This is a genomic window from Alphaproteobacteria bacterium 33-17, from assembly GCA_001897445.1.
GTDB lineage: Bacteria > Pseudomonadota > Alphaproteobacteria > Rickettsiales > 33-17 > 33-17.
Map to the genome: position 1 here is coordinate 1 of MKSX01000002.1, position 22563 is coordinate 22563.

Genomic DNA, 22563 nt, shown 5'->3' on the forward strand with positions numbered 1-22563 from the left:
TCAACACCACACCCAGAAAAATCCTGGGCTTCCTCAACCCTCAAAAATTAATCCCTAACTTATTAATAAATCGTTGCACTACTATCTAGAATGTACCTTTTATTAGCCTAAAAAATTTTAATATGAATCAAATACTTATTGAAAATTAAATTTATTTAGCATGTATAATTTTTTTAGATATATCAGCCATTTCTCTATAACTTGTTACACCTGTAAGATGCATCTGAATATGCACTAATACATCACTAGGCAGGTTTAATAGAGCCGAATCAGGACTATTTATAGGGTTAGCAAAAATAAAGTATTGATGCTTAACTGCCTTTTTAATGGTTTTAAAGCATTGTTCTCTTTCTTCAGCGTTATCACCTGGCTTTAAAATGCCTTTGAATTTAATAATAAATTTAGAAACCGAAACATTAAAATCCTTTGTACCAGATAAGTTGGAAAAGTTAAGCCTTGCAAGTAACCATTCGATATCAAAACCCAAGTATTCTATAATTCTTTTAGTAAATTCTAGTCTATAAACTAATGTATTGGAAAGTGCTTGGTTTTTAACAGCTTGAGATTCAGGGAAGGTTTCTAGAATGTAATTAATTATGCCATATTGATTGCTATTAATAGCTCTTTGTAAACCTAGTCTAAGCATTTTTTCAATATCTAGGTTATATTGTTTTGCTAAGGCGACTTGATAGTTGGCAGATTCTATATAACCTTTACCACAAGTGTTTGCAAAAGTATCAATATAATTAAAATGCTCCTTAAAACTCAGACCCAATCCTAAAGCTTTATCAAGTATTGCGTTAGCTGTTTTATAATATCCTTCTCTAAAATTATATTCTACCATATTAAGAAATTTTTCTTCAAAGAATTTTAGTGATTTTGGATTGGTTTTATCAATTTTAGCAAGAAGCCATTCTATTTTTTTATTTCCAGTTATATTAGCTATCTCATTGAAGCATACTTCCCATAATAAATCTTCTTCTAAAATACCCGCATCAATAGATTCTTGGCAATAGAACATTGCATCCTCAAATGATCCATATCTCATAACCTGTCTAAAATAGGCGTAATCATATGCTTTTAATATTTCTAGTTTGCTAATTCCGCACTTTAAGGCTTCTTTATATAAAAAATTATAATGCTGGCTAATTCCTTGTTCTATAATTTTTTCTAAAAAGTAAAAAGACTGTTCTGTAGTAATTTCTTTTAAACAATTATATTGAGCGCATTTTTGAATAAAAGGAATTGTTTTGTGTATGTGTTTAATGTGAATATCAGTCATGTATGTAGAAATTTTTATAAGTACTTTTTGCATAAGGTCGTTATCTGATGAATAAGCGCTATCTAGAAAATAATTTATTGTATTCCAATCCGCTTCTGTAGCTATTGTACTTATATTATTGTCCATAATACTACTATGCTGTAAAAATTTTACTTTTTGCTCAGGCTCAAGCTTATCAAATATAGCTTTCGCTTCTTCCCATTTTTTTTGTGATATTAAATCTGTAAATTCTTTCATAACTGAGCCTTAGTAAGTATTTGCAGGCTATATTGAGGCAAGTTTAGATAAAAAACAATAAAAAAAGGGAGCTGTTAAAAGCCCCCTTAATTTTACCGAAAGAATCTATCTATTATTCAATAACCTGCCATGTGCCATCAGCATTACGGCAAGCTCTGCCTACAGCTTCTTGTGTTCTGCCGCCCACAACAATCTGCTGTGTGTATTCACGGCAATATCTGTCATTTTTCTTATATGTTCTGGTAGGTGTTACGTAACCATGTGTATTAGAGTCTGGGTTTGCCCATTCATGTGTTTCGCCAATAGGGGCGCTTTCTAAAGTTGACTGGGTTGTTTTGTAATGATAGTTTCTTGACCTATTATCAAGGTTTTCGCCCATCCAGCTGCCAAAACCTGCGCCTACTAAAGCACCAACTGCTGCACCAGCTATACGGCCGTTACCTTTACCAACCTTTGATCCTAATATACCAGCACCAACTGCGCCAATAAGAGTTGCTGTATCTCTTCTTGATACCATTATTTCTCCATTCGGTCCGCTTTTACATGAAGCAAGTAATGATGCTGAAATACAAGCAATAAGAGCGAGTGATGTAATTTTCTTAACCATAATATATCTCCTGATCTATGATTATATTAATTTTTAACACGAGAAGGGCTAGATTGTAAATACTGATTTATAGATGTTTTAATGTCTGAAGGGATATTGGCTAACAAAAGTTGCTGCATTGCTTCTTTAGCCTGCTCAATTTTTAAATAACTATTATCATTTTTAGCAGATGTTAAAATTTCTAAATTTGAAATTATAAAAGGTGTTTGGTGTTTTTGATTATATTCTTCGAGCTTTTCGATAATTTCTAAAATTTTAGGTTTAGATCCTGATGGATTCATATTATTTTGTAATGCGCTTGACACTTTTACATATGGCTGATGGCGTGTATCAGATGTAATAATTCCTGCTTCATAACTATTGCCAATTTCGCTATATACTTCACTCCTAGTGCTGCTAACAATATTGTAACCTGTAAAAAATGAGGCGATAACAAGTAAGGGTATAGCAATATAAATAGGAACAAATACTGAAAATACGACGCCAATCAATAGAGGATAGCCACTTTTTAACAGGTTCAAAGCATACTCCGAGGCTTTTTTGAAAAAAGAGCTTGCTTTACCAAGCGTTGTATTTTGGCTATTTGGCATAATCAATTATGTATATATGTTATAGTTAATAACTTAACATAATTGAATTGTTTTGTAAATATAGATAAAAAAATTAACTATGGTGTATTATTTTATGAGGTTTACTATAAGATAGTTCCAAATATTATTAATATTATTTAAAATAGCTGCGTTTATCTCTAATTCTTTAATGGCGCTTTCTAATGAAGAATCTAAATGCTTAGCTGATAAATCTTTAAGTAAGACTATTGCTTTATCATAATCATGAAGGTTAATAGATAATTTAATATTATAAATCTCAGCTGCTAGCTGCTCATCTATAACTTTTTGAGGAGTCTCTTTAGATTCAATCTTGATAAATCTATCAACTACAGAAGAGGTTAGGTTAGGGTGGGTTTCAATAGTTTTGTGTCTGGACTGGACAAACTCATCTAAAATTCCAAAAATTTGATCTTTTGATGTTATTCCTGTTTCAGAGCGTAAATATAAGTTTTCTAGCTGGGATGTTAAAAACTGATCAGAAAAGCAGCTTGCAGCAAAAATATCCAGCTCAGGTTTATATATTTTATTGGTCATGATTCTTTTTTCAAGAATTCTTAAAGCAACAACAGGAGCAAACTTATTCTCAAGGTTAGATTTTGTCTGTTCTAAAACAAATGAGTCACAATCTTTAGCTTCTTCGCATTTTGGGCAGGTATATACTTCCTTTTCTTTTGCATCTTTAAGCTGGGCTTCTAAGTCTTTTACTTTATTATATGTATGATTTACGTCATATAATCCATAAGATAACGCAGCAAGTATTGATATAAACAGAAATAATTTTATTTTATACACCTTATAACCTCATCTAATTTTTGCTTAAAGGAATTTATATTTGAAGTATCTGAAAAATAAAGATTTTTAGAAAATTTTTCTGGAAAATATTCGGCTATTTTTTTACTTAAACAACATATTATGGGGTTAAATTTAATAGACTCTGTAAGTTTTATAAATGTCTCAGCTGCTTTTACAGAGAAAATGGTAATAACAGGGTTGGTTTGTAAGATATTAATTTGTTTTTCAGATAGATGGTCTAAATAATCAGTGTTATAAACAATAATCTCATCTATTTTATTGTCAAAATGCTCTGTAATATTAAAAGTAATATTATCACCCCTTAAATAAATGCTATTTTCTAAGTACGCGGGGTTATCTTCCAGAAAATTAACCAGAGACTCAGCATTGTCACCTGTTTTTATTATGTTAACGTCAGGGAATTCCAGATAGTCACCATTTAATCCTATAATATTGCCTTGAATAAGCTGGTTGCTATTTTTAAGGCTTTTAATGGCGTTTTTACTAGTGACAATATAGTTAGTATATGGTTTGTGCAGTTCAAAATTAAGGTGATTTACAGTACTTAATGGCAAAGAAAACGGCAAATAATCACTTAAATGCAGGATTTTTGCCGTTTCTTCAAAATCAATTAATGGTCTTGTAATTACTAAATATTTTGCCATTCATTATTTATGCAAATGTCCGACTGCCTCAGAAATATTCGCAAAACCCCTTTCTTCTAATATTTTTGGAAGTTTCTTGCAGATATCATTTACTAAAGTAAAACCTTTGTAAATAAAACCTGTATAAATCTGTACTAGGCTAGCGCCATATGCAATTTTTGTAAAGGCATCATCAGCAGAAAATACACCACCAGCGCCAATTATTGGAATTTGACCTTTAGTATGCTTGTAAAATTCACCCAAAACATAGTTTGACTGGTTGAAAAGTGGCGCACCGCTTAAACCACCAAAATTTACTTTATTTTTAGATTTTAGCTCATGACGCATACCAATTGTGGTGTTGCTAATAATAATTCCATCTATTTTATGGTGTAAAATTCTATCTGCCATAAACTCAATTTGGCTATCATCTAAATCAGGAGCAATCTTTACAACAAGCGGCTTTGTGATATTTCTTTCATTCGCGACTTTGTTGCGCTTTTGTACTATCTCTTCAAGTAATACATTAAAAGATTCGTCGTTTTGTAGATCGCGTAATCCTGGTGTATTTGGCGATGAAATATTAATTGTAATATATTGACCGTAATCATAAAGCTTATCAATGAGATAGGTATAATCATCTATAGCATTGCGTGAGTTTTTATTTTTACCAATATTCACGCCAATGTTGCACTTAAACTCATCCGCTACTTTAACTTGTTGTGAAATGTTTTTGATAAACTCGTAATATCCGCGATTATTAAAACCTAAAGCATTAATTATAGCCTGGTCATCAACAAGCCTGAAAATACGTGGCTTTGGGTTGCCAAGCTGAGAATATTTTGTAACTGTACCGCATTCAACAAAGCCAAAACCAAATTTAGCCATAGATGTTATAATACGTGCGTTTTTATCAAAACCAGCAGCAAGTCCTATGGGGTTTTTAAAATTTATCCCCATTACATTAGTTTTAAGTGAATCATGTTTATAGTCTATTGTTGGAAGCAGTTGGCTCACAAAATCGCTACTAAGCAGATTAATTGCGATGTCATGTGCTGTTTCGGGGTCAAGTGTAAATAATATTTTTTGCGCAATATTCGACGCAATTTTTAAATAACTTTCAGATAGTTGCATTATGGGCATTTTTGGTATATGATTAAAAATGTTAATATTTTAATAAATGTGTAAAATTATGAAAAATTCGCTTATAAAAGTACTGACGATTTATTCTATATTTTTAGGAAATAGTCAATCATTACTTGCATCTAACCAAAGTTTAAATGGCTCTGAAAAGCATGTTATAGATTCCGTACTTAAGAAATATTCAGCGGAAGAAGACTGGTCGGACGAAGAAATTACACTTCAGGGGACTAAAAAATTTGTAAAACCTGTGAAAATTGGTGATGAAGTTGAAGGTGAAGAAGGTGAGCATCAGGAAAAAGCTTCATCCCCAGATGATCCTATAAAAAGTGATGTTGCAGGCATTGATATGACAATGGAAGATGATCATCACCTTGCAAATGCAGCAGATTTACTTAGTAAAGCTTACGAAACATTTCAAATGGGTCATTATGAAGTTGCTCTGATGTTTTATACAAAGGCATTAAAGCTAGAGCCAAAAAATGAAGAAATACTATTTGGTGTAGCGGTAACCCATCATAAACTAGGACATATGGATATTGCTAAAAACTACTATACAAAGATTTTGGATATCAATCCGTCTAATAAGTTTGCCTTAAATAACTTTTTAAACGTTTTAAGCTATGAAAAGCCAGATGTTGCTCTAACAACATTAAGAAGACTGGAAGCAGCTGAGCCTTCTCTTTCGATAATACCTGCGCAAATCGCAGTGATATATGAGCGCCAAAAAGACTTTAAAAATGCTGTAAGATATTTTAAGAAGGCTAACAAACTAGAGCCAAGTAACCTTGATTATGTATACAACATTGCGCTGATCATGGAAAAAACAGGGCAAAATAACTCTGCAATGAGTTTATATAGCCGTATAATTCAGGCGCTTGATGCTGGCTATAAAGCAAATGTAAGCTATAAGGAAGTTAGAACAAGAGTAAATAATTTATCAACTGGTCAGGTAAAATAGAGGCATATATGAATTTGCGTGATTTAGTAGAAAGTGCCAAAACACAACAAGCATCAGATATACATTTGGCGGTAAATCATCCTCCTATGTTCCGTATTCATGGCGAAATGCATTTTTTAAAGTTACCCGCTGTTACACAGCAAGATATGGAAACTATGTTAAATAGTATAATGTCGGATGAACATAAAAAGAAGTTTCAGGAAGAATGGGAACTTGATATGGCTTATAGCTATAATGAAGATACTCGTTTTAGGATCAATGCTTTTAGAGATACAAACGGCTACGGGGCAGTTCTAAGGATTATTCAGGCGAAAGTAAAGACGCTTTCTATGCTTAAAGCGCCATCGGTACTTGAACGTATTGCTGGTCTTCATAAAGGAATAGTATTGGTAACAGGTCCTACAGGAAGTGGTAAATCTACAACAGTCGCAGCACTTATTCATCATATAAATTCAATTTACCCAAAGCACATTATTACAGTTGAGGATCCGATAGAATTCCTCCATAAATCTAATAAGTCTCTGATTAATCAAAGGGAAGTGGGTGAGCATACAAGAGCTTTCTCAAAAGCTTTAAAAAGTGCGCTTCGTGAAGACCCTGATATTATTATGGTTGGGGAACTTAGGGATTTAGAAACTATCAGGCTTGCAATGACTGCCGCTGAAACAGGGCATCTTGTAATCGGAACTCTACATACAAGTTCCGCGCCTCAGTCTATTGACCGTATTATTGACGTATTTCCGCCAGAAGAAAAGGCAATGATAAGAGTTATGCTTTCAAATTCACTTGAGGCAATTATTACCCAGCAGCTAATCAGAACAGCAGATAAAGCAGGAAGAGTTGCTGCATATGAAGTTTTAATAGCAAACTCTGGTGTAAGAAACCTTATTCGTGAAGGTAAGATCCCACAAATTTTCTCTATGATGCAGGTAGGGTCATCACTTGGAATGATGTTAATGCGTGACAGTGTGATGAATTTAGTTAATAATGGCATCATTACCAAAGAAGACGCACAAAGGGCAATGAACCAAGGTGAAGAAAACACAGAAAAAGCAAAAATGGAAAGAGCTACTACCATTTTCTAAGCATGACAACTTTATGGATATGGCGTTTGAAGAAGCAGAAAAAGCGGCTTCAAATGGCGAAATCCCTGTAGGTTGCGTAATAGTTGACCCTGATGGCAATATTCTTGCGAAATCTCATAATATGACCGAGGAATTATCAAACCCAATGGCACATGCTGAAATTTTGGCATTGGATAATGCTATAAAAACTTTTGGTAATAAATATCTTACAAACTGTTCTATGTATGTAACCTTAGAGCCATGCGCTATGTGCGCTCAGGCTTTAAGCTATGCTCGTATTCAAAAGGTATATTTTGGGGCAGAGGATGAAAAGTTTGGTGCAATCGAACATGGCTGCAAATTGTTCTCTAACAATAAAAGTCTATTTAAGCCAGAAATTTATGGTGGTCTTCAAAAAGAAAAATCTATAGCAATGTTAAAAAGTTTTTTTGAGCAATTACGCGCTAGGGGATAGCGTATCCTGAACTTTTGCTTTAAGTAAATTGGGTTATTTAGTAACTGATTTTTAAGAAAAAAACTTGCACTAAAATTTCAAAAAAGTTAAAATATTAATATATTAAAGATATTGGTATTTTAATAATGCTACTTAGACTTCTAACATTCATATTATTCTTTTCCAGGTTGGCCTTTGCTAATCCTGAAGGTGGTGTGGTTAGTAGTGGTATAGCTCATATAAATGAATCTGGAAGCAGAGTCGAAATTATTCAGGAAAGCCCAAAGGCACTCATTGACTGGAATAGTTTTGATATTCAGGCAGGCGAAGAGACAGCTTTTATACAGCCGTCAAATGATGCAATTACAGTAAACCGCATTCACTCAATTGATCCAAGTGTAATCAATGGAAAAATTGATGCAAACGGTAATATCTTACTTTTAAATAATCATGGAATTCTGTTTGGTGAAAATGCCCAAATCAATGTAGGTGGACTCATAGCTTCTACAAGCAGCGCAAAAGATGATGTATTACTTTCAGATGAAATGCACATAGAAGAGTTTGCCGCTCCCGAAGTAAGAAACGAAACATATATATTAAAGCAATACACAAATGTAGACGGTGAACAAATAGAAGAAGTATTTGAAAAGGCGTATACAGTACAAGATGAAGTATATGTTGAGAATAGAGGAAATATAACAGTAAGAGATGGTGGTAATGTAGTTCTTGCCGCTCCTAAAGTTAAAAATTCAGGTAGTATTTCGGCAAACCTTGGCAAGGTGCAGTTAGGCAGCGGTGAAAAACTCACCGTTGACCTAACCCAGGGCGGACTTGTCAAAATGGTTGTCGACAATAACATTATCGAAAGACAAATTCAAAATACAGGTATTATTGAGGCTAATGAAGGAGTAGTTGAATTGACTATACCTGACCTTGACGAACGTATTCAAATGCAAAGCATAGATAATAGTGGTGAGATTATAGCATCATACGGTTCTATAAACATTGACGCTGGTAATAGCGCAATGATTAATAATACAGGTCATATATCGGTAACATCTGATGAAGGTGGTGAAATTTATTTAAATGCCAGAACCATCGATAATAGCGGTAAGATTGAAGCTAAGGGAACAAATGGTAAGGGCGGATATGTTGAAGTAAATGTTCAAAAAGGATATGTAGCTCCTGAAAAAGGTAAAATTACAGTTAGCGGAGCTACTGAAGGCGGCGAAGTTTATGTTGGCGGAAGTGAAAATAGTAATTTTTATAACTCTGGCACAATTAAAGCAAAGGGTAAGGATAGCTTATCTAAAGGTGGAAAAGTTGCAGTTGAGACAAATAAAATACATGTTGCAGGAGGTAAGTTTGAAGTATCAAGCGTTGGTGATGCAGGGAGTATTAAACTAGGTGACAGAGAAAAAACAGTTGAGACCTTTATAAATCCACATAGTAGTATCATTGCTGACTCGCAGGAAGGACTAGGCGGTGACATAGTATTTGACTCCAGTGATTATACTAAAATGACAGGTACTGTATCAGCTGAAGGTAAAGTTGGTGGTAAAGTTGAAGTTTCATCAAAAGATTCCGCTTATATTAATGCAGATATTAAGGTTAGTGGTGAAAATGGTAATAATGGTGAATTGCTAATCGATCCAAAGAATATAACAATTTCTACATCAGGGTTTAGTTCTGCAGGTTATTATAATATTCCATTTACTGATCCAAATCCAGCAGCGAATAATAATTTTGGTAGAGCAATTTCAGCATTGTCGACAGGAAATATATTAGTTTCTAGCCCAGGTGATGATTCAGGCGCATCTGATGCTGGGGCAATATATTTATTTAATGGTGAAACAGGAAGTTTAATCAGTACAATGAGATCAAATATAGCTTCCACTTCTCTTGGAAATTCAGCTGCAGATATTATTAAATTGACCAGCAATGGAAATTTTGTTGTAAGAAATACTGGCTGGAATACCTCAAGAGGAATAGTCGCATGGGGCGATGGAACAAATGGAACAAACGCCATAATAGATGCTACTAATTCACTTTCGGGAAGTAGTGCAAGTGATCAGGTAGGTGGTGCCATTGCGTTACTAACAAATGGTAATTATGTAGTTGGAAGCCCTAATGCTAATGGTGGCAGAGGATATGCAACATTTGTATATGGTAATAATGGTCACATAGCAGATACAGGCTCAATTTCAGGAAATCCAAGTAATACAAATTCTGTATACGGAAGTGCTGCAAACGATGGTGTTGGCAGTAGCATTATAGCCCTGACTAATGATAATTATGTTTTAGCAAGCCCAAATTTAGATGATGGCGCCTCTAATACTGGTGCTGTGAGTCTGGTTAATGGTGATGATGGTATACCTTTAGGTGAAACAACTGTTGCAATGGCGCAAAGTAATGCAAACTCTATTCACGGGACTAATGCCTCTGACAGGGTTGGATTTTCAATAGTGCCATTAACTAATGGTAATTATATAATATCTAGTCAGCACTGGGGTAACGGTGGTACAAGTAGAGGGGCTGTAACCTTAATGAACGGTACAACGGGTATTCCTGTTGGTGGAACATTGCGTAATGAAGCTGTAAGTACGACTAACTCACTATACGGTACAACAGATTATGATATTGTTGGAGGAGGTGGTATTTACGAGATTCCTGTTAATTATAATTATGTTGTATCTTCTCCTAACTGGAATGGGTTTATTGGTGGTGGCGGAGCTGTAACATGGGTTAATGGTGCAAATGGTAACGTAGCAGTTGATAATACACCAGGAGCAGCAGTTGCTACAACTAATTCTTTATACGGTACTAGTGTTAATGATTATGTAGGCTCTCAGGTTGTAACATTAAATACAGGAAGTGCAGGAAACTACGCAGTAGGCGCTCATAACTGGAATGGCCCAGGAACAGACAGAGGTGCGGTTACATGGGTTAATGGTTTAAATGGTAACGTAGCAGTTGATAATACACCAGGGGCAGCAGTTTCAACAACTAACTCATTGTATGGTAGTATTAACTCTAGTGAAGTAGGTCGCATTGTGACAGCTCTGCCTAATGGTAACTATATAGTCAGAAGTCAAAACTGGGATGGTGTTACAACAAATGGCGGTGCAGTAACATGGGTTGATGGTAGCAACGGAAACATTGCCGTAGATAATAACCCATCAGCTGCTGTATCAACGACTAATTCTCTATATAGTTCAGGTTCTAGTAATTTTGTAGGTAGTAATGTTCAGGTTTTATCTAACGGTCATTATGTTGTAATAGTAACGGGTTATGACCAGGGAGCGGCATTAAACGCAGGTATGGTAACTTTTGTTAACGGAAATAATGGTAACGTAGGTAGTACAGGTTCCCCTGCATCGGATATTGCAGGTACAGGATTGCAGGGTAATAATGGCGCTGAAGAAGTAGGTTCTGGAGGTGTTGTTGAGCTTGCGAATGGAAATTACGTTGTATTAAGCCCTAAGTGGCATAATGGCGGTGGCGGTGAGTACGGTGCTGCAACACTAGTTAACGGAAGTAACGGAAATGTAGTATTTGATGGCACTGCTTCGGCGGTTGTAAGTACCAGTAACTCTATATACGGCGGACAAAATGCTGATAGAGTAGGATCTACAGGAGTTTTATCGCTTGGCAATAACCATTATGTAGTAGCATCAGGTGAGTGGGAAAATGGTGGTACTACAAATGCAGGTGCTATTACATGGGTTAATGGCGTGAATGGACAAATAGCAAATACTGGTTCTGTTGGTGCTTTATTAAGCTCTACTAACAGCTTTGTTACAAATACAGCGAACTCAAATTTAACTATGCCGGTACTGGATAGCGTTAACTCTAATTATATAGTTTCATTTTATTCTGCTGGAACAGGTGGGCAAGTTTTTGCACTGCCAATAACAGGTGAGGTAATTAGTACGCCTAATGATTTCACATTTAGTAGTTTAGCTTCAAGAGACGTTTCTATTGCTCCAAGCTTTATAACAACAAGTTTAAATGCTGGAACAAACGTTACACTTCAGGCAAATAATGATATTACAGTAAGTAATGCAATAACAGCGGCTGCAGGCGGTAGTGGTGGCGATTTAACCTTACAAGCTGGTCGCAGTATATTAATTAATGCGAATATTACAACAGATAACGGTGATTTTAATGCATATGCTAACTCTACTGTTGCAGATGGGGTTGTAAACGCGCAAAGAGATGCAGGTAATGCAGTAATTACAATGGCTGGCGGTACAACAGTTGATACAGGTACAGGGTCAGCTAACTTTACTATTAAAAACGGTAGTGGACTTACCAATAATACAAGTGGTGATATTACATTAGAAACAGTAAATGCTGATCATGTAAACGTGATTAATAATGGTACAAGTAATGGCAATATTGTTCTTAATAATGCAATCGGATTAAGCGGAACTACTATGAGTAACTTTGCAACAAAAGGTAGCTTTATCAATAATCATGGCGCTGGCGTTTTAGATAGTAGTGATAACTGGCTTATATACATTCCTAATACATCAAATATAACTGCAAATGGTCTAACTTATGGATCAGAAGTATATGGATGTAACTATTTCACAGGTTGTACTTCATCATTAACAACTGGAAATGCTCTTATTTATGCAATACCTTCATTTGACAAACGCTCATTCTTTTATACAGAGCAGTCATCTGACAAATCTGATAGTTCAGGCGATGGTAATAAATCTAGTAAATATAGTTTAATTAAACTTATAGACAGTAGTGCCGTTTCAAATTACCGAGACTATTCAGTTCTAAAATATTTGATATTTATTGTAGATAGTATCGCTAATGAATATAATATAGTGCCGCCTGCATCCAGAGGTGAAGAGGTATGAAATACTTAAATTTAATAGGAATATTAAGTTTATACGCTACACAAGTTAATGCTAACCCTGATGGTGGTGTGGTAACAAGTGGTAGTGCGACAATAACGTCTTCTGGGAATACATTAGAAATCAATCAGATATCCCCAAAAGCTCTGATAGACTGGAATAATTTTAATATTAATAATGGTGAAGCTACAATTTTTAAGCAACCAGATATTAGCTCGATAACTATTAACCGTATACATTCGCTAGATAAAAGCATAATTAACGGACGCCTGGAGGCAAATGGTAACATAATGCTGCTGAATAATAACGGCATATTATTTGGTGAAAATGCTGATATAAATATTGGCGGTCTTATAGCATCAGGAAGTAGCGTAAAAGATGACGCTCTTCTACTAGATGAAATCAAAATAGAAGAATTTACAGCTCCAAGCGTTGATACTCAAACATTTAAGCTTTTTAGAACTAAGATGGTTAAAGAGCGCGATGCAGATGATAATGAAGTAGAAAAAGAAATTACAGAAGACTGGGATGAGACATTTGATATTCAGAAAGATATAGTTATTGAAAATAAAGGTAAAGTTACTGCCAGAGACGGTGGAAATGTTATATTTGCTGCCCCTAAAGTTAAAAATAGCGGTAGCATAACTGCAAAATTTGGGAAGGTTATTTTAGGAAGTAGTGAGAAAATCACTGTGGATCTCACCCAGGGCGGACTTGTCAAAATGGTAGTCGATCCTTCTATATTACAAAGAAGCATTGAAAATACAGGGACAATTAGTGCAGAAGGTGGGCTTGTTGAGCTTGCTATACCTGATTTATCAAATCGCATTCAATCGCAAGTTATTGAGAATACTGGAAATATAAATGCAGCTGGTGGTGAAGTTAAGATAAATGCAAGCGATAAAGGATTGTTTGTTAATAGTGGACAAATATCAGCAACAGGTGATGCAGGTGGAAAAGTATCTTTAAGCGCAAGGTCTATTGACAATGCTGGTAAGGTTGAGGCCAGAGGTAACCTAACAGAAGGCGGTAGCATAGAAATTAATGTTGAAAAAGGATTTGCGGGAACTAAAAATAGTACGATTACCGCAAGTGGTAACGATAAAGGAGGCGATGTATCAATAACTGGATCTGACTCAAGCAGTTTCTATAATTCTGGGAATATTAAAGCTAGGGGTAAGGGGCAGGATGCAGATGGTGGTAAGGTAGTAGTTGAGACTAATAATATAAGTATGCTATCTGGTAATGTCGATGTTTCAAGCTCAGGTAATGCAGGTGAAGTTAAATTAGGTGACAAAGAAAAAACTAAAGAAAATTTTATAGATCAAAATACTAAAATTAAAGCAGACTCCAAAGATAACGGTGAAGGTGGTAGCATAGTAGTTGATTCTAAAGAAAATACAAAAATGCTTGGAAGTGTTTCTGCTAAAGGTAAAACAAAGGGTGGATTTGTTGAAATATCTTCAAAAAACAATGCATATATTAATGGTGAAGTTAAAGTTAGCTCAGAAAATGGTAATAATGGTGAGTTGCTGATTGATCCTAAGAATATTGTAATATCTACAACTGGATATAATGCTAAAGGATTATTTTACCATGAGTTTGAGGACCCAAATCCTGCAGCGGGTAACGGCTTTGGTACTGTAGTGCAGCCTTTATCTACAGGAAATGTAATAATTACCAGCCCTAATGATGACGCAGGGGCAACTAATGCGGGTGCTGTTTATTTATTTAATGGTTCAGATCGTAGTTTAATAAGTACATTAAGAGCAGGTATTGCCAGTACAGCACTTGGCGGTACAAATGATATAATAACTTTAACAGGTAATGGTAATTTTGTAGTCAGAAAATCTAGCTGGAACGGAGCATTAGGGGCGGTCACCTGGGTAGATGGTAGCGTTGGATTAAACGGTACAATGTCTACTGCTAACTCTGTATATGGAACAACTGCAAACGATCAGGTGGGATTAAGTCTTACAAAACTTACGAACGGTAATTATGTTGTTAGAAGTTCTCAGTGGGATGATGGTGCAACCACAAACGTAGGAGCGGTTACCTGGGTAAATGGTTCCAATGGTCATATAGCTAATACAGGATTGATTTCAGGTGCTGTTTCCACCTCAAACTCATTATATGGTAGTACCGCTAGTGATAATATAGGTTCAGGACTAACAGCTCTCAATAATGGTAATTACGTAGTAAATGCAAGATTTTGGAATAATGGCGGGATAGCTAGTGCGGGTTCTGCCACATGGGTTGATGGTAGTAATGGTAATATAGCAGGAACAACAAGCCCAGCAGGGGCAGTATCAACTGCAAATTCATTATATGGTGCGGTAACTACTAATGAAATAGGTTTTACGGTTACTGCATTATCTCATGCTGATGGTCATTATATAGTTAGAAGTCAGAACTGGGAAGATTCAGCAGTGGATGACAATAGGGGAGCCGTAACATGGGTTGATGGTAGAAATGGTCATATAGCTGGAAGTAGTAGTCCTGGTGGAGCTGTTACAATGGCAAATTCCTTATATGGCGATGCTGATAGTTTATTTCTTGGCTCAAGTGTTACTACTCTGACAAACGGTAATTACGTTGTGCATACATCTAACTGGAATGGTAACCGTGGTGCCGCTGTTTGGGTAGATGGTAATAATGGTAATATAGCAGATACAGGATCTCCTGGAGGCGTTATTTCAGCTGCAAACTCACTAAGTGGTGGTTCGGTAGGTGACAGAGTTGGATCAGGTGTACAAGCACTAACAAATGGACATTATGTTGTTAGAAGTTCAGGATGGAACTCAAGTGCAGGCGCAGTAACATGGGTTGATGGTACAAATGGTCATATTGCAGGTAGTACAGCCGTCAGTGGAAATGTTTCGGCGGCAAATTCAATATACAACTCAGGTTCAGGAAGTTTGAATCAGTCTGTTATTCCCCTAACCAATGGTAATTATGTTGTTAGAATGAGTGGGTGGAGTGGTTTTGTAGGATCTGGCGGTTCTGCTACATGGGTAGATGGTAATAATGGGAATATAGCTGGTACATCAAGCCCAGGCGGAGATATTTCAACAACGAATTCATTATATGGTTCTCAGGCAGTTGATTCAGTAGCGGGTACGGGAATACAGGCTTTATCTAATGGTAATTACGTTGTAATTAGTAGCAACTGGGGTAATGGCGGTACGTCCAATGTTGGGGCTGTGACATGGGTAGATGGGACAAATGGACATATAGCTGGTACGTCAAGCCCTGGAGGGGCAGTATCAACCTCAAACTCATTATATGGAGGAGCTGCAAGTGATGCTATAGGAGCATCTGGTGTTGTTCCGCTTAATAATGGTAATTATTTTGTGCTTACCCCTATGTGGAATAATGGTGCAACAACTGGCGCGGGTGCTGTCACATGGGTAAATGGAAGTAACGGATATATTGCAGGTAGCAGTAGTCCAGGGGGCGCGCTTTCAACATCGAATTCATTATACGGATCATCAGCAAATGACCAAATTGGTCTTAAGTTTGGTACAGGAACAACATATCTTGCGCTTTCAACAGGTAATTATTTAGTTCTAAGCCCAGACTGGGATAATGGTGCTACAGCTGCGGCAGGTGCAGTTACATGGGTAAATGGAAGTGACGGCAATATAGTAGGTACTTCATCAGCTGGTGGGGCAGTTACTATTTATAACAGTTTAGTAACAAATACGGCATCTTCAGGTTTGCTGTCTGCTATCGAAGATACTGTAAACAATACCTACGTGGTTGGTTTTCCAAGCGATAGTGGTCGTGGTAGAGTTTACGTTCTTCCAGTTTCTGGTGAGCTGCTAAATGACGGTAATGATGTAACTTTTGCTTATGTATCAAGCCAGGATAGAACCTTACATCCTGATTTTATTACTGATTCGTTAGATGCTGGTACAAATATAACACTTCAGGCTAATAATGATATTACAATAGATGATCCTATCATCACCTCGGCGGCAGGTAGTGGAGGTGATCTAACCTTACAAGCTGGTCGTAGTATTTTAATTAACGCAAATATTACTACAGATAATGGTGATTTTAATGCATATGCAAACTCTACTGTTGCAGATGGGGTTATAAATGCTCAAAGAGATGCAGGTAATGCTGTAATTACCATGGCTGGCGGTACAACAGTTGATACAGGCACAGGATCGGCTAACTTTACCATAAAAGAGGGTAGCGGTCTTACTAATAATACAAGTGGTGACATTACATTAAGAACTGTAAATGCAAATCATGTAAATGTTATAAATAATGGACCAAGTGATGGTGACATAGTACTTAACAATGCCATAAACCTTACAGGTACAACAATGAGTAATTTTGCAACAAAAGGTAGTTTTATAAATAATCATGGGGCAGGCGTATTAGATAGTAGTGACGACTGGCTTATATACCTGTCAAATCCAACAAGCATTACATTAAATGGACTGGCATATGGATCGGAAGTATATAGTTGTAACTATTTTACAGGATGTACATCATCACTTACTTCTGGAAATGCCCTTGTATATGCCTCTGCTGACCCGAATGCTACTCCACCCGCACCTACATTTGATAGGCGCAGTTATTTTTATACTATTTCTGGTACAAAATCATCATCAGAGGAAACAGTTTCATCTAAGTCTAATGGTAATAAATTAGATATGGTAAAATTTATTAATTCTTCTGATCTAAGTAATATTAAAAATTTCTCTGTTTTAAATTACTTAATATTCATCGTAGATAGCGTGGCAAAGTATTATAACATGGATCCTCAAAATAGTTTGCAAATAAACATTAATAAAGATGCTGATAAATTAACGGGGGGTAAAAAAATATGATCATGATTCAAATTTTATGTAGCTTATTCCTGGTTATAAACCTTTCATTTGCCGAAAAAGAGGAAGTTTCTAAGAAAATTGAATCAGATAAAAAAGAGATTTTAGAAGAAGAAAATGACAAAACTATAGATAATAGTATGCTAAATGAAAACCATGGTTAAGCCACTAAAATCTTATTCAGTTATTCCCCTGACAGACAATAACTGAATATTATAATTTCCTTAACTATATTTACATCATTAAACAAGAACGTGTACTTAAGTTATCCATGTTTTTTATATATGGCTCTATTTCTGTTTTATAATCTGCACGCTGTTTAACAATATCTAAAATTACGGGATATTCTTTTATAGTGTATTCCAAATGATTATAAGCTTTATTCTTAACCATGAGTCCTATTAAATCTAAGTTTGTATCAATAAATTGTCCTGTAAGGTCACAGCCAGCTGCTTTAGCACTTTCAATAAACCACTGATAATTATCAAACTTATCATTTTTAATTGTATTTGATAAAACAAATGGTGCAGAATTTTTGAAAACAGTTTTGCTATCTATACCAATATGTTTTGCTAATTTTAACATCTCTAAAGCATATTCTTTACCAAGGAATGTTGCTGGTATTGCAAAAGACTGGTATGTTTCCTGATTTATTGTAAACATAGTTTTTGTATCTAAACCTAATCTTTCAGCCTCACTAAACATGTGTATCAGATTTGCATACACAATATTGTGATTATCAATTAGAAGGTTTTCGGTAAATCCTGCAAAATTATTTGCCGAAATTACATATCTTTTTATTTCATCTGTTTGACTATCATAAAATTCTTTGGCTTTTCCATAGTCTTTAGTACGAATCAGCGAAATATAGTAACTTTGTGCGGTATTTAACATTTTGGGTAAAATTTCAGTTTCATATTCTTTCCATGTTTTTACTTCTTCTAATATTTCAGGATATTCCTGGAATAAATATAATAATGCCCCTATTTGGTTATAAGCGAGTAAATACCAGATATTTTCCCCACTATTATATTTTGCATATTCAAGCAAATTTGCACCGCTTGCTTTTGCATTTTTTACAAATCTTTTGAAGTTTTCCAAATTTTTATATGCGCAGGCTATGGATAAAGCTTCGTAAGATGCATTTTCATACATTTCTTTGATATCAATTTGTAGTTCTGCCGCTAATTTTATAATAGCATCAAACTCTTTTTGGTTTCCATACCCTGAAATAAAGCCAAATAAATCATAAAAATATAAACTGTTTTCTTTATCATAATGCATTTTGAACATATGTGTAGCGTCCAGGTTTAAAAGCTGAGCCTGTTTAAACATCCACAAAACGGTTGATAAGTCAAAGCTATGGTCAAGTAAAGCGGAAAATGCAGAATAATCATTGCCAGATATAATAAATTTGCGTACTTCAAAAGGCTGTTTTTTAAAGTAGTTTATAGCAGTTAAATAATTTTTATTAAGTATGAGTTTTATAAAATCATTTTGTGCTTTTTCTTTAGGACTTTTATTATCATCAGAGAGGCTTAAATTTTCTATACTTCTCAATAAAATTGGTAGTTTCTTATGTTTTGTATCATCCATTGATAAACAAGTGTGTAGTAAAGACAGATTTACATCATTTTTAGAAAATGCTTTTAAAATACCAGAGATTTCAGGCGTAGGTATCACATGATAGTAGTTTAGGAAAGTTTCAATATTAGATTCAACAAAGAAAGTCAGACGTTTTTCAGGTGAAAGTCCTAAAATATAATTTCTGTCAGTTTGAGTTTTGGACATATATAACCTCTTATAAAAAAGAAGGGCGGGAAAATCCCGCCCTATTTACTCGTTTACATTACTAAGCAACGTGAGGAGTCTTTATTTTGTTCTAGAGACTCCGTTAAACCTCTAAAAGATTTAGTTAAATCATCTGCTTCTGCAACAGGAACTTCTATTGGTTTTGGTATATTTAAAAATGGTTCAATATCAGTTTTATAGTTAGGAAGTTTACTAACTTCTTCTTTAATTTCAGGAAATTTATCAAATATAAGATTTAAGCAACTATAGTGTTTATTTCTTATGTAATTTTGAAGTAATGAACCATTATCAGTCTTTAGTAAAGCAGTTTTAAGGTCTGCTTTATTTTTTTCGGCATTTACAATGAACCATTCAAATTTGTCGCAATAATCTTGAGATGATGATAACTTTGTAAGGCACACAAATGAGATTTTGGTGAACACATCAGTTAAGTCTAAAAGTGGTTTTTTATTTTGATCTTGTTTTTTAGATGAATTAGAATTTTGATTTAGTTTATCTACAAGTTCAAAATATTTAGTAATGTCTTGCATATCCGAATTGCTGATTACATGGCTTAAAAAGGTATAATCCTTGAATTTTAATATTTCAGCCTTCTTATTTGGATTGCGAGTTCTTGCCAAAAATGCCCACTCTACTGCTTCAAAATTCCCCATTGATGTTATACATTCAAGAGCATAATAGTATATGATTTTTCATTTCATCGCTCAGTAAATCATACATTTTACGAGCATCTGCATATCGGGCATGTTGTATATGATGAATATATTTTGTTAGTATCTCTGAGGAATCAATATTATCGGTCTTTTTAAAAATGATAGTGTTTAATATTGATTCAAATGGTGATTCAATTGATTGAGCTGTATAAATATAATTTACAGGGTTTATAAATGAAAGAATAACTTTCCAAAATGGCTTCTGCGTCACTGCAGCTGTGATTTTATTGAAATCAAGATTATATACTTTGGCTTCATGCATTATGAAGAACAATTTTGTGGAATGTAAGCTCGTATTCAAAGTACGAAATATACTATAGTTGTCTTTTTGAAGAAATTGTTTTTTGTCTTCATCGTTTAAACTAATGTACATTTTAAAAGCTGGTTCAAATTCACCTGCTTTTATTTTTTCATTTAGCTGTTCTACTGGAGAATTTACTTGATCTTGGGAGGTATTGGTTGCTTGAGCTTTCATAAATAAGATCCTTTACTAGAGTTAATATTAGCTATACCCTGCATATTGGATCTTATTGAATTAAAAAGATTTTTCAACTATTAATTAGTTTAAATTGCACTAAACAATATACTCAAAGCTAATATTAGATAAACCATTGATATCTGTAGAAATCTCAGCTGTTGTACCATATTGAAAAGGGAAGTTCCATTCGCTATGACCGAAGTTATCGCACTTATATACAGGAAAATCAACGCTATGAGCGAAACGATCAAGTGCAAAGCTAACATATGGGTCATCACTACTAAAATTCCCAAATACTACTGCTTCAATATCCTCAAGTAAGTGTGCTTGTTTTAAATGGTTAAGCATTCTATCAACTTTATAGCCAGGCTCACCAACATCTTCTAATAGTAAGATTTTACCATAAGTCTGAATCTGCCACTCAGTGCCAATGCTTGTGGTAATAACGCACATGTTACCACCAGTAATTTCAGCCTGAATGCTATCTGAATGTTTTGCAACATCGTTAAGTGGCTGAATTTTATAAGAATATTCGTTTTTATCACTGAAAAGAATATCCTCAAGCAGTTTAAAATCTTCATGATCTTTAACTGTTGTATATTGATTTAATACATGTCCATGCATTGTTTTAAGACCATGTTCTTGTGAGAGCATTAAGTGAAGTGCAGTTATATCACTGAAACCTATAACAATTTTATTATTTGGTATTGTAACATCTTTTAAATAATCATAAAGCCTTGCTGTGCCATATCCGCCTCTGAAGCACCAAATAATATCAGTATCGGGGTCAGTTAAAGCATCAATTAAATCTTCTGCTCTGTATTCGTCAGAATTGGCATGATAAGGTACATCGTCAGAGTAAATGTCTGATTTATATGAAACGTTATAACCATTGTTCTTTAAAAATCCAATGGTTTCATGAAGTTTTTCAGGAGTTGTCTTTCCAGCAGGCGCGATAATTCTGATGTTTTTTGACATTCTAATACCTATCAAATATTTAACCAAAAGCTACCATACATAGAAGTTGTTGTCAATGTAAAAACTATAAATTATTTTTCTTATATTATCAGTATGTTAATTTTTATTTAGTAAAAATTCGTTGTCATGTAAATTTAAAAAATGGTAAAATAATTGCATAATCTTTTAACTAAAGATTTATATTAACGCAATATGGGAGTTATGTGTTATGAAAAAATCACTATTATTATTACCATTAGTAATGTTATCTAACTGTATGTATATCGATAGAGTACACCACAAGCCAACAGCTGATAGCGAATTTAACAGACAACTTAGCAAAAACTATACAAGAATGGCTGACAGTGAAGCTGCAGGTTATGACTGGAAAGATGCTAATTTGTTTGCTAAAAAAGCTATATGGGCTTCTAAGAATAAAGAAGTGTTACCTGAAGATCCAACAAAATGGAGCATTAAAGGTGACTTAATGAGTGAATTCGTTGAGTATCACGATATTGTAATGACACTCAATACACCAAAAAACAAGAAAAAACATCCTAAGCAATTAGCTAATTTAATAAGCTCATTTGATGCTATGGTTGAAGAACATTCAGAAAATGATAGTTTAGACCAGATTCTTATGAAAAGAGATGCGTTTGTTAAAAACGTTAAGTTCTTCTTAGGTCATGCTGCTTTCTTACCACATGAAAGCGTAATTCATAGTGAAGTATTATTCTTCCACAATGATTCAAGCAAAGTTGGTAGAGTAGGTAAAGCTGTAATTGGCAGAGCAATTCATAAAGCTATGAATGATGGCGGATTCTCTAAGGTTATAATTTCGGCGCATGCTGACAAACCAGGTTCTGAAATGACAAATAACATGATGTCTCTTGAAAGAGCAGCAGCAGTTAAAACTGTGTTAATGCACATGGGCGTTTCAGAAAAAATGATTGAAGTAGTTAACTATGGTGAAGAAAAACCTGTAGTTCATACTAAAAAGCCTGTTATGAAAAACAGAAGAGTTGAAATTGACTTTGTAAGATAATTGAATCTCTTTGATTTTCAAATAGATAAGACCCCTGATATAACTTCT

The 22563-nt window shown here is 34.7% G+C and carries 16 protein-coding genes; 6 read left to right on the forward strand and 10 right to left on the reverse strand.

Features of this window, described 5'->3' with window-relative positions; genetic code table 11:
* Nucleotides 1–151 precede the first annotated feature (151 nt).
* From BGO27_06025 to BGO27_06050, 6 genes are all read right to left on the reverse strand, one after another.
* Nucleotides 152–1519, reverse strand: coding sequence for a hypothetical protein (locus BGO27_06025; protein OJV17118.1), 1368 nt, complete (start codon nt 1517–1519; stop codon nt 152–154).
* A 112-nt stretch (nt 1520–1631) separates the two neighbouring features.
* Nucleotides 1632–2126, reverse strand: a complete 495-nt coding sequence (locus BGO27_06030; protein ID OJV17119.1) for a hypothetical protein — start codon at nt 2124–2126, stop codon at nt 1632–1634.
* 26 nt (nt 2127–2152) lie between these two features.
* Nucleotides 2153–2716, reverse strand: coding sequence for a hypothetical protein (locus BGO27_06035; protein ID OJV17120.1), 564 nt, complete (start codon nt 2714–2716; stop codon nt 2153–2155).
* A gap of 87 nt (nt 2717–2803) precedes the next feature.
* Nucleotides 2804–3529, reverse strand: a complete 726-nt coding sequence (locus tag BGO27_06040) for a hypothetical protein (GenBank protein ID OJV17121.1) — start codon at nt 3527–3529, stop codon at nt 2804–2806.
* On the reverse strand, nt 3517–4194 hold the full coding sequence (locus BGO27_06045; protein OJV17122.1) for a hypothetical protein: 678 nt from the start codon (nt 4192–4194) through the stop codon (nt 3517–3519). The genes BGO27_06040 and BGO27_06045 overlap by 13 nt, the downstream gene beginning before the upstream one ends.
* A 3-nt stretch (nt 4195–4197) precedes the next feature.
* Nucleotides 4198–5307, reverse strand: coding sequence for a dihydroorotate dehydrogenase (quinone) (locus BGO27_06050; GenBank protein OJV17123.1), 1110 nt, complete (start codon nt 5305–5307; stop codon nt 4198–4200).
* 46 nt (nt 5308–5353) lie between these two features.
* Here BGO27_06050 and BGO27_06055 point away from each other — a divergent pair, with 46 nt between their 5' ends.
* From BGO27_06055 to BGO27_06075, 5 genes are all read left to right on the forward strand, one after another.
* Nucleotides 5354–6274 (forward strand): hypothetical protein, encoded by a 921-nt coding sequence (locus BGO27_06055; GenBank protein OJV17124.1) that lies wholly within the window; start codon nt 5354–5356, stop codon nt 6272–6274.
* An 8-nt stretch (nt 6275–6282) separates the two neighbouring features.
* Complete coding sequence (locus BGO27_06060; GenBank protein OJV17125.1) at nt 6283–7359, forward strand: twitching motility protein PilT; 1077 nt, start codon at nt 6283–6285, stop codon at nt 7357–7359.
* 13 nt (nt 7360–7372) lie between these two features.
* Nucleotides 7373–7813, forward strand: coding sequence for a tRNA-specific adenosine deaminase (locus tag BGO27_06065; protein OJV17126.1), 441 nt, complete (start codon nt 7373–7375; stop codon nt 7811–7813).
* A 125-nt stretch (nt 7814–7938) separates the two neighbouring features.
* Complete coding sequence (locus BGO27_06070) at nt 7939–12669, forward strand: hypothetical protein (GenBank protein ID OJV17127.1); 4731 nt, start codon at nt 7939–7941, stop codon at nt 12667–12669.
* The gene (locus BGO27_06075; protein ID OJV17128.1) at nt 12666–17513 is read left to right on the forward strand and encodes a hypothetical protein; all 4848 of its coding nucleotides are present in this window, start codon (nt 12666–12668) and stop codon (nt 17511–17513) included. Before BGO27_06070 ends, BGO27_06075 begins: the two co-directional genes overlap by 4 nt.
* A gap of 231 nt (nt 17514–17744) precedes the next feature.
* On the opposite strand, the gene BGO27_06080 is transcribed toward BGO27_06075, so the two are convergent.
* The 4 genes from BGO27_06080 to BGO27_06095 all read right to left on the reverse strand — a co-directional run bounded on the left by BGO27_06080 (nt 17745) and on the right by BGO27_06095 (nt 21491).
* Complete coding sequence (locus tag BGO27_06080; GenBank protein OJV17129.1) at nt 17745–19301, reverse strand: hypothetical protein; 1557 nt, start codon at nt 19299–19301, stop codon at nt 17745–17747.
* 53 nt (nt 19302–19354) lie between these two features.
* On the reverse strand, nt 19355–19975 hold the full coding sequence (locus tag BGO27_06085; protein ID OJV17130.1) for a hypothetical protein: 621 nt from the start codon (nt 19973–19975) through the stop codon (nt 19355–19357).
* A 13-nt stretch (nt 19976–19988) separates the two neighbouring features.
* Nucleotides 19989–20510, reverse strand: coding sequence for a hypothetical protein (locus BGO27_06090; GenBank protein ID OJV17131.1), 522 nt, complete (start codon nt 20508–20510; stop codon nt 19989–19991).
* Between the two features lie 99 nt (nt 20511–20609).
* Nucleotides 20610–21491, reverse strand: coding sequence for a hypothetical protein (locus tag BGO27_06095; protein ID OJV17132.1), 882 nt, complete (start codon nt 21489–21491; stop codon nt 20610–20612).
* A 208-nt stretch (nt 21492–21699) separates the two neighbouring features.
* Between BGO27_06095 and BGO27_06100 the strand changes: the two genes are divergently transcribed.
* Complete coding sequence (locus BGO27_06100; GenBank protein OJV17133.1) at nt 21700–22515, forward strand: hypothetical protein; 816 nt, start codon at nt 21700–21702, stop codon at nt 22513–22515.
* The last annotated feature ends 48 nt before the right edge of the window (nt 22516–22563 follow it).

Excerpts from the sequence above, each read along its gene's own strand:
- BGO27_06100 (OJV17133.1), top strand. The coding sequence starts at position 21,700 with ATGAAAAAATCACTATTATTATTACCATTAGTAATGTTATCTAACTGT.
- BGO27_06060 (OJV17125.1), top strand. The coding sequence starts at position 6,283 with ATGAATTTGCGTGATTTAGTAGAAAGTGCCAAAACACAACAAGCATCA.
- BGO27_06025 (OJV17118.1), bottom strand. The coding sequence starts at position 1,519 with ATGAAAGAATTTACAGATTTAATATCACAAAAAAAATGGGAAGAAGCG.
- BGO27_06055 (OJV17124.1), top strand. The coding sequence starts at position 5,354 with ATGTGTAAAATTATGAAAAATTCGCTTATAAAAGTACTGACGATTTAT.
- BGO27_06085 (OJV17130.1), bottom strand. The coding sequence starts at position 19,975 with ATGGGGAATTTTGAAGCAGTAGAGTGGGCATTTTTGGCAAGAACTCGC.
- BGO27_06090 (OJV17131.1), bottom strand. The coding sequence starts at position 20,510 with ATGAAAGCTCAAGCAACCAATACCTCCCAAGATCAAGTAAATTCTCCA.
- BGO27_06030 (OJV17119.1), bottom strand. The coding sequence starts at position 2,126 with ATGGTTAAGAAAATTACATCACTCGCTCTTATTGCTTGTATTTCAGCA.
- BGO27_06075 (OJV17128.1), top strand. The coding sequence starts at position 12,666 with ATGAAATACTTAAATTTAATAGGAATATTAAGTTTATACGCTACACAA.
- BGO27_06050 (OJV17123.1), bottom strand. The coding sequence starts at position 5,307 with ATGCAACTATCTGAAAGTTATTTAAAAATTGCGTCGAATATTGCGCAA.
- BGO27_06070 (OJV17127.1), top strand. The coding sequence starts at position 7,939 with ATGCTACTTAGACTTCTAACATTCATATTATTCTTTTCCAGGTTGGCC.
- BGO27_06080 (OJV17129.1), bottom strand. The coding sequence starts at position 19,301 with ATGTCCAAAACTCAAACTGACAGAAATTATATTTTAGGACTTTCACCT.
- BGO27_06065 (OJV17126.1), top strand. The coding sequence starts at position 7,373 with ATGGATATGGCGTTTGAAGAAGCAGAAAAAGCGGCTTCAAATGGCGAA.
- BGO27_06035 (OJV17120.1), bottom strand. The coding sequence starts at position 2,716 with ATGCCAAATAGCCAAAATACAACGCTTGGTAAAGCAAGCTCTTTTTTC.
- BGO27_06095 (OJV17132.1), bottom strand. The coding sequence starts at position 21,491 with ATGTCAAAAAACATCAGAATTATCGCGCCTGCTGGAAAGACAACTCCT.
- BGO27_06045 (OJV17122.1), bottom strand. The coding sequence starts at position 4,194 with ATGGCAAAATATTTAGTAATTACAAGACCATTAATTGATTTTGAAGAA.